This is a genomic window from Arthrobacter sp. KKT183, from assembly GCF_055657625.1.
The window spans coordinates 1283339-1297967 of record NZ_CM145770.1 but is presented as its reverse complement, the minus strand read 5'-3'; the positions used below and the strand labels follow the sequence as shown (position 1 = coordinate 1297967).

Sequence of the window (14629 nt, the reverse complement as noted above, 5' to 3'; positions counted from 1 at the left end):
TTCTGTATACATTGGAGCGGTGAGACGGGCGATGGAGCGGGCAGATGCGAGCCAGTGACCGCGCCTATCAGGCTCTGCGCGCTGACATCATCGAATGGCGGCTGGGGCCGGGCACCGTACTGGGGGAAGTCGAGCAGTCAGCCCGGCTCGGTGTCTCCCGAACACCGCTGCGGGAGGCCCTCTCACGATTGACGGCCGAAGGATTGACGGCTCCGCAGCCGGGACGCGGGGTCATCGTCAGCGAGGTGTCCCTTGAGAAGATCACCGGGCTGTTTGATGTCCGTATCTCCCTGGACTGCACAGCTGCTGCCCTCGCTGCGACGCGCGGGGACCGGCACACATTCCAGGAACTGACCCGCCGGTTTGAATCGGCATCCTCGCTGATTCAGGAGGCCGACGGCGAACAGCACGAGTACTACGAGCTGGTCGCCGAGCTCGACGCCGCAATTGATGCAGCCGCCGCTAACCCCTATCTCCTTCAGGCCCAGCGGCACTTGCGCACTCACCTGAGCCGCGTGCGCCGGCTGGCCCGGGACGATGTTGCACGCCTGACGGCCTCGGCGTCCGAACATGCGCAGATAGCCCGGTCCATTGCCCAGGCCAACACCGACCTGGCCGTTGCATCGACCAAGGTCCATCTCCACAACAGCCTGGAGTACCTGCTGGCCGCCCGAACAGACAGCACCACCCGAACAGACAACACCGCGCGAACCGTCCGAGAGGAAACACCACATGGTTGAGCTACACCCCGTCCGAGTCCACCGCAGCGAGGAAAACCTGCCCCGAAGCGGCCAGCTGGCCTGGAAAATCGCCGAGGTGGCTGCCGATCCCGTGGGAGTCGACAGCGACGTGACCGACATGGTGATCAACCGCATCATCGACAACGCGTCCGTCGCCGTTGCGTCCCTCTCCCGCGCACCGATCGTGGCTGCCCGCGCCCAGGCTCTGAGCCACCCCGTCTCCGCCAACGGACGCGGCGCAACGGTTTTCGGGATTGACGGGAAATCTTCGCCCGAGTGGGCCGCCTGGGCCAACGGGGTCGCCGTACGCGAACTCGACTATCACGACACCTTCCTCGCCGCGGACTACTCCCACCCGGGAGACAACATCCCGCCGATCCTCGCCGTCGCCCAGCACACGGGGGCAAGCGGTGCCGACCTCCTGCGCGGCATCGCCACCGGCTACGAGATCCAGGTGAACCTGGTGAAGGCGATCTGCCTGCACAAGCACAAGATCGACCACGTTGCGCATCTCGGTCCGTCCGCGGCTGCGGGGATCGGAACCCTGCTCGGCCTCGACGTCGAGACAATCTTCCAGTCGGTCGGGCAGGCGCTGCATACGACGACGGCAACGCGCCAGTCACGCAAGGGCGAAATTTCGACGTGGAAGGCCCACGCGCCGGCCTTCGCCGGCAAGATGGCAGTGGAAGCCGTCGACCGGGCCATGCGCGGGCAGACCTCCCCCACACCGATTTACGAGGGCGAGGACGGCGTGATCGCGTGGATGCTCGACGGCCCCGACGCCCGCTATGAGGTTCCGCTGCCCACCCAGGGCGAATCGAAGCGAGCAATCCTGGACACGTACACGAAGGAGCACTCCGCCGAGTACCAGGCGCAGGCGTGGATTGACCTGGCCCGCAGGCTCCATAGCGCACATCCAGACGTCACCGACCCGCAGAAGGTTGAGGCCGTCCGGATCCACACCTCGCACCACACCCACTACGTGATCGGCTCGGGCGCGAATGACCCGCAAAAGTACGACCCAACGGCGTCCCGTGAGACGCTCGACCACTCGATCCCCTACATCTTCACCGTTGCACTGCAGGACGGACGCTGGCACCACGTCGACTCCTACACTCCCGAACGCGCTTCCCGCGCCGACACGGTCGAACTCTGGCGAAAAGTCACCACGGTGGAGGACGCTGAATGGACCCGGCGCTACCACTCACTGGACATCAGCGAGAAGGCGTTCGGCGGAAGGGTGGAAATCACTCTCACCGACGGAACCGTCATCACCGATGAGATTGCCGTCGCTGATGCCCACCCGCTGGGTGCCCGCCCCTTCGCCCGCGAGCAGTACATCGGCAAACTCCGCACCCTCGCAAACGGAATCGTGGACGACGCGGAGGTCGACCGCTTCCTCGACGCTGTCCAGCGGCTCCCGCTGCTCGCGTCCGGCGAGCTGGACCAGCTAAACCTGACTGCCGCCGTCGGCGTCCTTTCCGCACAAGCACCGAAGGGGCTGTTCTAAATGCTGTACTCCTCCATAACGCCCGAGAAAAAGCGCGAAGCGCTGCGCGCAAGCCTGACCTCAGGCCGCATCCAGCAGTTCCCCGGAGCCTTCAACCCCCTGTCCGCCCGCCTGATCGAGGACAAGGGGTTCGACGGCGTCTATATATCCGGAGCTGTTCTCGCCAATGACCTTGGCTTGCCCGACATCGGGCTCACGACCCTGACCGAAGTTACCACGCGCGCCGGCCAGATAGCGCGCATGACGGACCTCCCTTCGCTGGTGGACGCGGACACCGGTTTCGGCGAACCGATGAACGTCGCCAGGACGGTGCAGGAGCTGGAGAACGCGGGCCTGGCCGGCTGCCACATCGAGGATCAGTTCAATCCGAAGCGGTGCGGCCATCTGGATGGCAAGAACGTTGTGGACACCGACACTGCCGCGAAGCGAATCCGCGCCGCTGCCGATGGTCGCCGCGATCCCAACTTCCTTGTGATGGCCAGGACTGATATTCGCGGCACCGATACGTTGCAGGCAGCCCAGGAGCGGGCGAAGGCTCTTGTTGACGCCGGTGCGGACGCCATTTTTCCGGAGGCGATGCGGGATCTGACCGAGTTTGAGGCGATCCGCAATGCGGTCGATGTACCGATCCTCGCGAATATGACCGAGTTCGGAAAGAGCGAACTCTTCTCGATCGCGGACCTCGAATCCGTGGGTGTCAACATGGTCATCTATCCAGTGACGCTGCTGCGTAGTGCCATGGGCGCGGCGGAGCGTACGCTGGAAACGATCAAGGCCGACGGCACCCAGCAGGGCGCTGTTACTTCCATGCAGACCCGCGCCAGACTCTACGAGCTCGTCGACTACGAAGCGTACAACCAGTTCGATACCTCAGTGTTCAACTTCCAGGTCCCCGGCGGACGCTAAGCCGGGCCCAGCGCACCCACCACTTACAGACGAAGGAGTCAAGGCATGACCGAACCGCAGATCTACAAGGGCCTCGCCGGCGTCACCGCGGACACCACGGCAATTTCGAAGGTGAACCCCGAGTCCAATTCCCTGCTCTACCGGGGGTACCCGGTTCAGGAGCTTGCGGCCGCGGTGAACTTCGAGGACGTCGCCTGGCTGCTCTGGCACGGCGAGCTCCCGACCGAAGCGGAAGCCCGTGAATTCCACTCCGCGGAACGCTCAGCCCGTACGCTCGCGGACAACGTGAGGGCCGCCATTGACCTGCTGCCGCTCAGCTGCCACCCGATGGACGTCAGCCGTACCGCTGTATCGGTGATCGGGGCGAACCATCCGAAGGCAGAGGACTCATCTCCGGAGGCCGAACTGGAGAAAGCGGTGGAGCTGTTTGCTGCCTTCCCCGCAGTCGTTGCCTACGACCAGCGGCGCCGCCGCGGGCTGGAGCCGGTGGAACCCCGTGACGATCTGGATTACTCCGCGAACTTCCTGTGGATGACTTTCGGCGAGGAGGCGGCACCGGAGGTGGTCGAGGCCTTCAATATCTCGATGATCCTGTATGCAGAGCACTCCTTCAACGCCTCAACGTTCACCGCCCGCGTCATCACCTCCACATTGGCCGATCTTCACTCCGCGGTGACCGGGGCTATCGGAGCGCTCAAGGGTCCGCTGCACGGCGGTGCCAACGAGGCCGTCATGCATACCTTCGAGGAAATCGGCATCCGCGAAGAGGAGTCCGCAGAGGAAGCGACCGCCAGGGCCAAGGCATGGATGGACGAGGCCCTGGCCCAGAAGAAGAAGATCATGGGCTTCGGCCACCGCGTCTACAAGAACGGTGATTCCCGGGTGCCCACCATGAAAGCGGCCCTCGACGGCATGATCAAGCACTACGGGCGGCCGGAAATCCTCGGTCTGTATGAGGGCCTCGAAACAGCCATGCAGGAGGCCAAGGGAATCAAGCCGAACCTCGACTACCCCGGCGGTCCCGTCTACCACCTCATGGGTTTCGATACCGAGATGTTCACCCCGCTCTTCATTGCCGCCCGGATCACCGGGTGGACTGCCCACGTGATGGAGCAGCGCGCGGCGAACTCGCTGATTCGGCCGCTGGCCGCGTACAACGGCCCGGAGGAGCGTCACCTTTCCTGACAGCGGACCGGACCTGTCCGCCGGGGACTAGGCGAAGTCCGCTGTCCGCACCGTCTCATTGTCGCTATTGAGGGTGACGGTGACGTCCAGGCGCTGGCTGCGCAATACGTGACCGAGCCAGTGGCTGGCGTCCTCCCACATGCCGTCCCAGGGCACCTGCCCAACGGGGTACCAGCAGGGATCGATTTCATCTGTGAGGGCCGGCTCACCCCTGAAGCGGTCGGCCGAAAAGACCACTGCGTCCATGTCCAGTACGGGCTTGACCGGAAAGCGCCACCGCACCGGACCGAGCTCCAGGAGATCCGCCACGTCAACGACTATCCCGGATTCCTCCTGAACCTCCCGGGCCGCTGCTTCTCCCGCAGTTTCACCGGGTTCGATCCCGCCGCCAAGCGCAACGATCCGGCCCGTTCCGAATCCGGAGCGCTTCATTCCGAGCAGCACTTCGCGGCCGGCCTCCGTGTGCCGGAACAGAAAACAGAGCGCAACGCGTCGGGGGGTCATGCGAGCCAAGTTTAGTCGCGGCCGATCCCAGGGTTGATACCGCCGTCCGGTGTGGTCCGCCGCCGGTCATCCTCGCGAAGAAAGAATGCGCCCAGCGAACCCGCCAGCGTAGCGAAGACACCAATCGAATAAACGGCGAGCACAACCTGCATCACGCGGGCGAAGCCCGTCTCCGGTGTGATTCCACTGCCGGTGATCGTGGCCATCGCGCTTTCGAACAGCGCCTCACCGTAATTCGAGTGTGTTCCGGTCGCATAGAAAAGCTGGCTCGTCGCCAGGATGACGACGGCGGTCACGGCGACCATCCAGCCAATCCGGCTGGAAAGCAGCCTTCCAGCCGAGCGCGAACCCCGGATCCCTGCGGAAAGAATTCCTCCCACCCGTGCCACTCGTGTCAGCCGCAGCAGGCGCACCGCCTGCAGCGCACGGAAGAACCGGAGGAACGGCACCAGCAGGAAGACCACCTGCCACCAGTTCTTCTTCCAGAACGCCTTACTGAACCCGGCGATGTAGGCACGCAGAAAGAATTCGGCGACAAACACTGCCCAGAAGACCCAGCCCGCGATGCTCAGTGCCAACACCAGGGTCGGGTTGGTAGCAAGGAGCTGGCCCAGGACCACGAAGAGGAAGACCAACCCGAGCACACCCATCGGCCGATCCAGGCGGCGGGCGAGCATTTCGGCGGCGGTCAGGCTGTCTCCCGGAGTGGGCGGTTCGGAAGAGAATTGGTGCGAGTCGTTCACTCGCCCATCTTTCCACGACAGGATGCTGAACCAGTTAGACTGCTCCGACCGACGACCCCCGACCAGTCAGGAGAGCGTTGTGCCGTTGCTGCTGTCCGTCCTCGGTGCTTTGGTGATCCTGCTGGGGCTGATCGAGGTGTTTCACACGCTACTTCACCCCAGCGGCCGCGGGCGCCTCAGCAGATTGTGCGTGGCGGCCGTCTGGAGGATCATGCGGCGCCTGGGAGACAAGGGCGCCGGAATTGCGGGGCCGCTCGCGCTCGTCTGCGTGATCGTTTTCTGGACTGCCCTGCAGGCGCTCGGCTGGGCGCTGATGCTCTATCCTCACGTACCCCAGGGCTTCACGTACTCTCCTGGCCTCGATCCTTCCCGCTACGGTGACGCCGCTGAGGCCTTCTACATCTCCATGGTGACCCTGACGACCCTGGGATACGGAGACGTCATTGCTACCGACCCCGTGATTCGCCTCTTGGCTCCCCTGGAAGCGCTGACGGGCTTCGCTCTGCTGACGGCCGCGGTGTCCTGGTTCATGCAGGTCTACCCGGCGCTGGCCAGGCGACGCGCACTGGCGATCAGGCTCTCCCTGCTGCAGAATGCGGGTTACGCCGCCCGGCTGGAGCAGTTGAATGCTGCCGCAGTCACCAACACCGTGGAAACACTCGTTGCTGATCTGGTGCAGATCAGGGTGGACCTCACCCAGACCTCGGAGTCCTACTATTTCTGGGAGTCCAACAAGGATCTGTCCCTGCCTGCCTCACTCTCCTACGCTGTCGACATCGCTGATCAAGCAGGCCATTCTGCCCAGCCGACCCTCCAGACGGCCGGCGCCCTCCTGAGCGATGCTCTCGATTCGCTTGCCGCTTTCCTCAAGGAGGAGTTCAAGCACGAAGGCGAATCCACGCAGGACATCTTCCAGTCCTATGCCAGCGACCACCGGTACCCCTACCGGGAAAGTTCGTGAAGTAAACGCCCCGCTTCCCGGTCCGGACGGACCGGGGAGCAGGGCGTTAGCGGCCTGAAATGCGACTCAGTCGGTGACGGTAATCGAGTCAGCAATTTGGGCGAGCTGCGCGAACTCTTCCGACTGAGCATAGGCTGCCGCTTCAGCCATCGAGCTGAACTCAAGCGCACTGCCCGGTTCGTAGGGTGAGAACATGAAGGTGGTTGTCAACGCCAGCAGGCCCGTTCCCGGTCCACTGATCACGTTGTACAGCATGCAGGATTCTCCGGAAGCAGGCTGGTCTGCGCCAATCAGCGATGGGGCTGCCATGAGCGGGTCTCCCTCGAAAATCCGAAGCGTGAAGCGTGCGGGCACTTCTGAACCTCCCGGAACACTGACGGAAACGGGCACCGCTCCGAGTTCCTGCCACGGCACCGGGGCCTGGGAACACGCGCCGCCGAGGCCGCTCGCGCTCGAATGCTGCAGGTTGGCAACCTTTGTGTCCTCGGCATTCACCAGATCCACTCCCTGCGAGGCGGACACTACATCCCAATCACTCCGGGTGTCGAAGACGACCCCAAGTTCCGTCAGTTCGTGGGTCTCCGGCGAATCCGACGCTGAGGGCCCAACCCCCACCAGCTCCGGGCGCAGTTCCACGGGAATGCCGACGTCGATGAACTGCTGGTCCATCATTTCCACTGCGGTGCGGCCTTCCACGACGGGCAGGAACTCCCACTTCGTAAGCGCGCTGTAGCCGGCGGTTTCGACCAGCCATTGGCCGTCCACCCGTCGAGCGACGTAGTACCAGGCGTTGCCGCCGTCCTGCGGGTTGGCCTCAAAGCCCGCGTCCGTCAGTTCCATCGCCATCCAATTATCGGTGCAACCAACTACTGCATAGTGGCTCGGATCAGCCGCAAAGGGAGTCAGGCTCATGAAGTCACTCCCCTGTTCCATGACGCGGTCGACGTCCTGCACGCGGCAGCCCTCGTCCGCCGGAGGACCTGTCGGCACCCCGCTCGGCTCGACACTTGGTTCCGCAGTCGGTTCCGCGGTCGGTTCAGCTGACGGTGACGGATCGGCCGTTCGTTGCTGGGTCGGTTCAACCGATGGCGCGGGGTTCGTTGTTCCCGCCGGCAGGGGTGATTCAGCACCCAGGGAACCGCCGACGACGACGGCGCCCGCCACCACTGCTGCCGCGGCGGCACCTGCGAGAATCATTGCCGTCCTGCGGCGGCGCCGCAGGGGGACGACGACGGGACGGTCATCGCTGAAGGCGTCGTTCCCCTCATTCCCGGTTTCGCGGCCCACGATAGGCAAGCTGTCGATAGGTTCGGTGTTCATGGTAACTCCAGGTTCCTGCTGGCCGTTCCCGGCCGGAAGAGCGATTATTTCGGTGGGTGAATCGGAGGATTCCCGTTCGGCGCGCACGGGGTCGAGGCCCCGGATCAGGTTCTCTATGCGGTCCATTTCAGGCTCCTTCTTCTGCCATGAGAGCGGCAGGCATCATCTGTGCGAATGCGGCGCGGGCCCGGTGCAGGCGCACCTTGGCTGCGGAGGGACTACACCCCAGCACCTCACTGATCTCTGTGGTGGACAGGTCATCCCAATAGGCGAGGAGTAAAACTTCGCGTTCCTTCTCCCGGAGCCTCAGCAGTGAGTCGGCTACCGCCTGCTGCCCCGCCCCGTTTCCGGCCCGGGCGGCAAGAACAACCGAGTCCCGTACCCGTTGCATGAGATGCTCGGCCCGCTCACGGCGGCGGTATTCATTGCCGATGACGTTGCGGGCGACGGTGAGAAGCCACGCCGGCGTGACGTCTGAGGCTTGCGGGTTCCGCTGCCAGGCAATACGGAACACGTCGTTGGTGAGTTCCTCGGCTGCTTCCCTGCTGCTCACCCGCCGGTGTATGAAGGAAAACACTCGGTCGCGGTGTTCTCTGTGTAACGCCGCGAAAACGTCATCGTATCGCTGCAACACTGTCCCCCCTGGTGTATGTGTCCTGTCCATACACCTATAGTTTCCGACAGGCCTTCCGGGGTTACAGGCACTGTCAATTGTCTGTCAACCACGTACCAATTAAAGAGCGCGCGGGTGGGCTGCAGCATAGATTTCCCGCAGCGTGTCAGCGGTGACCAACGTGTACACCTGGGTTGTCGTGACGGACGCATGTCCCAGGAGCTCCTGGACAACCCGGACGTCGGCGCCTCCCTGCAGCAGGTGGGTGGCGAAGGAGTGGCGAAGGGTATGGGGTGACACTTCCCCGGCTACTTTGGCGCGCTCCGCAGCGGCTTTTAGGATGGTCCATGCACTTTGCCTGCTCAGCCGGCCGCCGCGGAGATTGAGGAACAGTGCAGGAGCACTGTTCCTCTCGGATGCGTTGGCGGCCAGCGCCGGGCGAGCCCGCACCAAATAGGACTCTATGGCCCGCGCCGCGTAAGAGCCGAGCGGCACCAGCCGCTCTTTGGACCCCTTGCCGAACAGACGGACGACGGCGGGACCATCCAGGGCTGCATCGACCGACACATCATCTACGTCCAGTCCTACGGCCTCGCTGATGCGTGCCCCGGTCGAATACAGAAATTCCAGCAGTGCGCGGTCACGCAGGCCGCCGGGAGTGGAAGTGTCGACGGCTTCGAGGATCCGGGTGACGTCGTCCACGGAGATCGCCTTCGGAAGCCGCTGCCCGGCGGTGGGCGGGTGCACATCCTCGGCGGGATCCGCCGTCGTCGTTCCTTCGAGTGCGAGAAAGCGGTGCAGGCCGCGTACAGCGACAACGGTACGGGCTGCGGAGCGGGGACTGAGCGGCGCCTGCCCGTCCTCGCCGGTGGCCAGTCCCTGCGCGAACGCGGACACCTGCTGGCGCGTCACGGTGTCCATCGACTCGATGCCCGCTGCTGTGAGGAAGCGGTGGTATCTCAGCAGGTCGCGGCGATAGGCCGCAAGGGTGTTCACGGAGAGGCCGCGCTCCACCAGCATGTGCTGGAGGTACTCGCTGATAAGCCGGCCGGGTCCAGTGGTCTGGAGCTCGTCCTGTACGGTCGCTTGCCTGCCCTCGGCCATTGGGTCAGTCCTGCAGGACAGGGCCCTGGGGCCACGTTCCGTGCTGGCTATGGTGCTCGGGCCAGGGAGCATCTGCGGGGCGGAGGGAGCGGTAGCCCGATGTCTTGGCCGCCGCCGCTGCCAGCACGGCTGCCGCGGCGGAGGGGCTGTGGATCCGCCCCTCGAGCACTGCCTGGACTGCATCCGGCAAAGGTACCCAGGCGAGCTCGATTTCGGCTTCCTCATGGGTGCGGGTGTGCCGCTTGTCCTGAGGAACTTCCTCAATGCCCTGTGCGAGGTAGATACGCAGGGCTTCACTCGAGGAGCCGGGAGACAGGAACAGGTCCGACAGGACGTGCCAGGTGCTCGCCGTGACGTCCGCTTCCTCAGCCAGTTCCCGAGCTGCGGCGACGGCGAAGTCCTCTCCGTCAACGTCAAGGAGACCAGCAGGAATCTCCCACAAATCCATCCGGACCGGGTGGCGGTACTGGCGAAGCAGCAGGACGCGCTCGGAATCATCCATGGCGAGAATCGCGACCGCGCCCGGGTGCTGGATGTACTCGCGCGTGATCGGCTCGCCGTCCTCATCCAGCCGGAAGGTCTCGCTGACCACGTCCCAAATCTTGCCGGAGAAAGCCGTGGTGGAGTTGAGCAACCGGCGTGGACTCTGCCGGTCAGCTATTGCGGCGGCCTGCGGCTCGACTCCCATGGCTAAGCCTTGACGCCCCGGCGTGAGAGGGCCGCCTTGACCAGCCCGGCAAACAGCGGATGCGGGCGGGTGGGACGGGAGCTCAGCTCGGGGTGGGCCTGGGTGGAGACATAGTACGGGTGTGCCGAAGCGGGCAGTTCCACGAACTCGACCAGTTTGCCGTCCGTGGTGGTACCGGAGACAACCAAACCGGCGGCCTCGAGCTTCTCGCGGTACTCGTTGTTCACTTCGTAGCGGTGGCGGTGGCGCTCGCTCACCTCGGTGCGGCCGTACGTCTTTGCGATCACTGACCCCTCCTTGAGCGATGCGTCCCACAGGCCGAGCCGCATGGTGCCGCCCATGTCACCCTCGCCGGCAACGATCTCGAGCTGCTCAGCCATGGTGGCGATGACCGGGAAATCAGTGTCAGGCTCAAACTCGGTAGATGAAGCGCCCTTCAGGCCCACAACGTTGCGGGCGTACTCGATCACCATGCACTGCAGACCGAGGCAGAGACCCAGCGTGGGCACCTTGTTCTCACGGGCGTAGCGCAGGGCACCGAGCTTGCCCTCAAGCCCGCGGATGCCGAAGCCACCTGGGACGCAGATGGCGTCAACGCCATCGAGCGCCTTTGCCGCACCGTCCGGGGTTGCGCAATCGTCCGAGGGCACCCAGCGGATCTGGACCTTGGCCTTGTTCGCGAAGCCGCCGGCACGCAGCGCCTCGGTCACGGAGAGATAGGCGTCCGGGAGGTCAATATACTTGCCGACCAGCGCAATCTCGACATGGTGCTTCGGGTGGTGAACGGCTTCGAGGAGCTTGTTCCACTTGGTCCAGTTGACGTCCTTGAACTTCAAGTCGAGCGCCTGGACGATGTAGGCGTCGAGTCCCTGCGCGTGGAGGGTCTTGGGGATGTCGTAGATGCTGGGGGCGTCAGCGGCGTTGATCACTGCATCGACATCCACATCACACATGCGGCCGATCTTCTCGCGCATGGCATCCGGCACCTCGCGGTCTGACCTGATGACGATGGCGTCCGGCTGGATACCGATTGATCGCAACATGGCCACCGAATGCTGCGTGGGCTTGGTCTTCAGCTCCTGTGAGGGTCCGATGTAGGGCACGAGCGACACATGGACGAAGAACACGTTGTTTCGGCCGATATCCTGGCGCACCTGACGCGCTGACTCAAGGAACGGCTGGGACTCGATGTCACCGACCGTGCCGCCGATCTCGGTGATGATGACATCCGGTCCTTTGCGGGACCCTGTGGGCTCCGCGGGCAGGCGCATGCGGCGCTTGATTTCATCGGTGATGTGCGGAATGACCTGCACAGTGTCACCCAGGTACTCGCCGCGCCGTTCCTTGGCGATGACCTCGGAGTACACCTGGCCGGTGGTGACGTTGGCTGAGCCGTCAAGGCTCTCATCGAGGAACCGCTCATAATGACCGATGTCGAGGTCCGTCTCCGCGCCGTCGTCGGTCACAAAGACCTCGCCGTGCTGGAACGGATTCATGGTGCCGGGATCAACGTTCAGATACGGATCCAGCTTCTGCATGGTGACGGACAGACCGCGCGCCCTCAACAGGTGCCCGAGGCTGGAAGCCGTCAGTCCCTTACCGAGAGAAGACGCCACACCACCGGTGACGAAGATGTGCTTGGTAGTCTTTGCGGACTTCTGGAACCGGGAGATTGTTTGCTGCACCACGGAGTTCGACCCTATCACCTGACGGCTGTCCGCGCTGCATCAAGCAGAAGCTCCTCCGCGTGTGCCTGGGCGCTGGCAGACTCCTCCTGACCCGCGAGCATACGCGCGAGTTCCCGCACCCGCTCCGACTCCGGGAGGACCTCGACGTCGCTGGCGGTGAAACCGCCGTCTGCCGCCCTGCTCTTCGTCACGCGGATATGGTGCGAGGCGAATGCCGCCACCTGCGGCAGGTGGGTGACGACGACAACCTGTACATGCTGGGCCAACATGGCAAGACGACGCCCGATTTCGACGGCGGCCTTGCCGCCGACTCCCGCGTCAACCTCGTCGAAAACGAAAGTCGGTACGGGATCCACGGCGGCGAGCACCACCTCGATCGCCAGCATGACCCGTGAGAGCTCACCGCCCGAGGCACCCTTGCCCAGTGGACGCGGGGCCGTCCCGGCATGCGGCTGCAGCGAGAAGGAAACCTCGTCGGCGCCCAGCGGTCCAGGGGTGCCGCCCGAAGTGACGTCGATGATGAGCAGCGCATCAGGCATGGCCAAGGCGGAAAGTTCGCTGCTGACCCGTCCGGACAGGTCTTCTGCGGCAGCCAGTCGCAGACGGCCAAGGACCTCCGCGTCAGCGACCAGCTTGCTTTCCAAAGCAGAGGCTTCCTGCTGCAGGCCCTCGATCCTGTCGGAGTCACCGCTGATCTCGTCGAGCCGGTCCCGGCTGGTGGCTGCCCAGTCGAGCACCTCGCTGATGGACGGAGCGTACTTGCGGATCAGAATGTTGAGCTCTGCCCGCCGCGCCTCGACCTCGGCCAGCCGCCCGGGCCCCTCCGAGTCAAGAGATGCCGCGTAGCCGGCCAGCTCGGTGGAGATGTCAGCCAGGATGTAACCGACTTCAGCGAGCCGCTCGGCCAGTGATCCCAGCTCAGCGTCATGCGCTCCGACCGCTTCCAGCTGGCGCTTCGCCGCATCTACCAGAGTTGTGGCGTCGCCCGATTCGGGGAACTCACCCGACACCAGCGCCTGATGCGCGGCCGCGGCCGCAATGCGAAGCTCCTCGACGTTGCCGAGCTTCATCGCTTCCGCTTTCAGCGCCTCGTCCTCATTCGGCTGCGGGTCAACGGCATCGATCTCCTCGAGTGCCGACTGAAGCGACTCGGCCTCCCGCAGCCTGTCCCGCTCCGCGCTACGCAGCGCCTCGAGGCTCGCGCTCACCTCCCGCCAGCGCCGGTACGTCCCCTGGTAGGCGGCAAGGGCGGCGGCGAGCTCTGGGCCCCCGAACTTGTCCAGCGCCTCGCGTTGTGCCGCAGCACTTCGCAGCCGGAGCTGGTCCGACTGGCCATGGACCACCACCAGCTTCTCCCCCACCTCGGCAAGGACGCCGGCGGGAGCTGATCTTCCACCGACGTAGGCGCGGCTACGGCCGTCGCTATTGACTGTGCGGGCAAGAATCAGGCCGGCACCGCCGTCGTCGTCTGTTTCCAGCTCCCCGCCCGCTTCCAGGGCTCGCTGCGCTGCAGCGCCCTGAAGGTCCACGCGAAGCACTGCCTCAGCGGACGCGTTCTTCGCGCCAAGGCGTACAGCGCCGGCGTCGGAACGCGCGCCCATCAGCAGGTTCAGCGCAGAGAGGACCATCGTCTTGCCCGCGCCGGTTTCACCGGTGACAACGCTGAAGCCGGCCCCCAGGGAGAGCGTCGCGTCCGCGATCACTCCGAGGTCGCGGATCCGGATCTCCTCGATCATCGGGCGGGCTCACCGTCATGAGTGGCCGGGCCGCGCCAGCCCTGAGTGGGCAGCTCGAACTTGCGGACGAGCCGCTCCGAGAAGGGCGTCTGATGCGTGCGCGCCAGCCGGACCGGGATATCTGACCGTGTGGCCTCAACCCGGGCGCCGGGCGGCAGATCGACGGTGCGCCGCCCATCACACCAGAGCACGCCGGATGCGTCGGTGCGGGTGAGGAGTTCCACGGCGAGCAGCGACGTCGGGGCGACCACGAGCGGCTTCGCGAAGAGCGCGTGCGCACTGATCGGAGCCACCAGGAGGGCCTCCACTTCCGGCCAGACAACCGGACCGCCGGAAGAGAAAGCGTAAGCGGTGGAACCGGTGGGGGTAGCCAGGACGACGCCGTCGCAGCCGAAGGAGCTGACCGGGCGGCCATCCACTTCCAGGACCACCTCGATCATGCGCTCACGGTTGGCCTTCTCGATCGCGGCCTCGTTGAGCGCCCAGGTCTGTGCGGTCAGCTGGTCGCCACGCCAGACCTGCACGTCGATGGCCATGCGTTCCTCGACGGTGTAATCCTTGTCCACGACCCAGCGGACGGCCTCGGCGAGATCCGCCCGCTCACTCTCGGCGAGGAAACCGACGTGGCCGAGGTTGACGCCCAGTAGCGGAACGTCTGTCCCGCGGACCAGTTCAGCTGCACGGAGGATGGTTCCATCTCCGCCGAGCACCATGCCAAGCTCGATGTCCTCGAGTCCCACGTCCGCCCCGAGCGTCTCGGTAGGCGCTGCCAGCGTGCCGTACTCCGCCTGGATGTCGCGCAGTTCCTCGGCGCGCATGACCGGAGTCAGCCCGGAAGCGTGCAGCCGTGTGCAGGCTTCCTGGGCAGCGGCCATTGCGTCATGCCGGCCGGTGTGGGCGAGTACCAGTATGCGTCTAGTCATCACGCTCC

The 14629-nt window shown here is 64.8% G+C and carries 14 protein-coding genes; 5 read left to right on the top strand and 9 right to left on the bottom strand.

What is annotated here, in order from left to right; genetic code table 11:
• Positions 1-44: 44 nt before the first annotated feature.
• The 4 genes from ACZ2GY_RS06170 to ACZ2GY_RS06155 are packed head-to-tail and all read left to right on the top strand — an operon-like array spanning position 45 to position 4341.
• Positions 45-740 (top strand): GntR family transcriptional regulator, encoded by a 696-nt coding sequence (locus ACZ2GY_RS06170; RefSeq protein WP_471673291.1) that lies wholly within the window; start codon positions 45-47, stop codon positions 738-740.
• On the top strand, positions 733-2250 hold the full coding sequence (locus tag ACZ2GY_RS06165) for an MmgE/PrpD family protein (RefSeq protein ID WP_471673290.1): 1518 nt from the start codon (positions 733-735) through the stop codon (positions 2248-2250). The genes ACZ2GY_RS06170 and ACZ2GY_RS06165 overlap by 8 nt, the downstream gene beginning before the upstream one ends.
• Positions 2251-3156 carry a methylisocitrate lyase gene (gene prpB / locus ACZ2GY_RS06160; protein ID WP_471673289.1) on the top strand — a complete coding sequence of 302 codons (906 nt, stop codon included), beginning with the start codon at positions 2251-2253 and terminating at the stop codon, positions 3154-3156. It abuts the gene before it with no gap.
• A gap of 45 nt (positions 3157-3201) precedes the next feature.
• Positions 3202-4341, top strand: coding sequence for a bifunctional 2-methylcitrate synthase/citrate synthase (locus tag ACZ2GY_RS06155; RefSeq protein ID WP_346028401.1), 1140 nt, complete (start codon positions 3202-3204; stop codon positions 4339-4341).
• Positions 4342-4368: 27 nt separating this feature from the next.
• On the opposite strand, the gene ACZ2GY_RS06150 is transcribed toward ACZ2GY_RS06155, so the two are convergent.
• Positions 4369-4845, bottom strand: a complete 477-nt coding sequence (locus ACZ2GY_RS06150; protein WP_471673288.1) for an 8-oxo-dGTP diphosphatase — start codon at positions 4843-4845, stop codon at positions 4369-4371.
• Positions 4846-4856: 11 nt separating this feature from the next.
• Positions 4857-5588: a hypothetical protein gene (locus ACZ2GY_RS06145; protein WP_346028402.1), complete on the bottom strand. Its 732-nt coding sequence runs from the start codon at positions 5586-5588 to the stop codon at positions 4857-4859.
• 79 nt (positions 5589-5667) lie between these two features.
• Between ACZ2GY_RS06145 and ACZ2GY_RS06140 the strand changes: the two genes are divergently transcribed.
• Complete coding sequence (locus ACZ2GY_RS06140) at positions 5668-6549, top strand: potassium channel family protein (protein WP_471673287.1); 882 nt, start codon at positions 5668-5670, stop codon at positions 6547-6549.
• 66 nt (positions 6550-6615) lie between these two features.
• On the opposite strand, the gene ACZ2GY_RS06135 is transcribed toward ACZ2GY_RS06140, so the two are convergent.
• The 7 genes from ACZ2GY_RS06135 to ACZ2GY_RS06105 all read right to left on the bottom strand — a co-directional run bounded on the left by ACZ2GY_RS06135 (position 6616) and on the right by ACZ2GY_RS06105 (position 14621).
• The gene (locus ACZ2GY_RS06135; RefSeq protein WP_471673286.1) at positions 6616-7995 is read right to left on the bottom strand and encodes a hypothetical protein; all 1380 of its coding nucleotides are present in this window, start codon (positions 7993-7995) and stop codon (positions 6616-6618) included.
• Position 7996: 1 nt separating this feature from the next.
• Positions 7997-8422: a sigma-70 family RNA polymerase sigma factor gene (locus tag ACZ2GY_RS06130; protein ID WP_235563226.1), complete on the bottom strand. Its 426-nt coding sequence runs from the start codon at positions 8420-8422 to the stop codon at positions 7997-7999.
• A gap of 180 nt (positions 8423-8602) precedes the next feature.
• Positions 8603-9586 carry a site-specific tyrosine recombinase XerD gene (gene xerD / locus ACZ2GY_RS06125; protein ID WP_277359383.1) on the bottom strand — a complete coding sequence of 328 codons (984 nt, stop codon included), beginning with the start codon at positions 9584-9586 and terminating at the stop codon, positions 8603-8605.
• Between the two features lie 4 nt (positions 9587-9590).
• Positions 9591-10274 (bottom strand): NUDIX hydrolase, encoded by a 684-nt coding sequence (locus ACZ2GY_RS06120; protein ID WP_346028405.1) that lies wholly within the window; start codon positions 10272-10274, stop codon positions 9591-9593.
• A 2-nt stretch (positions 10275-10276) separates the two neighbouring features.
• Positions 10277-11980, bottom strand: coding sequence for a CTP synthase (locus tag ACZ2GY_RS06115; protein WP_471673285.1), 1704 nt, complete (start codon positions 11978-11980; stop codon positions 10277-10279).
• Positions 11977-13698, bottom strand: coding sequence for a DNA repair protein RecN (gene recN / locus ACZ2GY_RS06110; RefSeq protein WP_471673284.1), 1722 nt, complete (start codon positions 13696-13698; stop codon positions 11977-11979). Before recN ends, ACZ2GY_RS06115 begins: the two co-directional genes overlap by 4 nt.
• A complete protein-coding gene (locus tag ACZ2GY_RS06105; RefSeq protein ID WP_346028408.1) occupies positions 13695-14621 on the bottom strand; it encodes an NAD kinase in 927 nt (308 codons plus the stop codon). The genes recN and ACZ2GY_RS06105 overlap by 4 nt, the downstream gene beginning before the upstream one ends.
• Between the last annotated feature and the right edge of the window lie 8 nt (positions 14622-14629).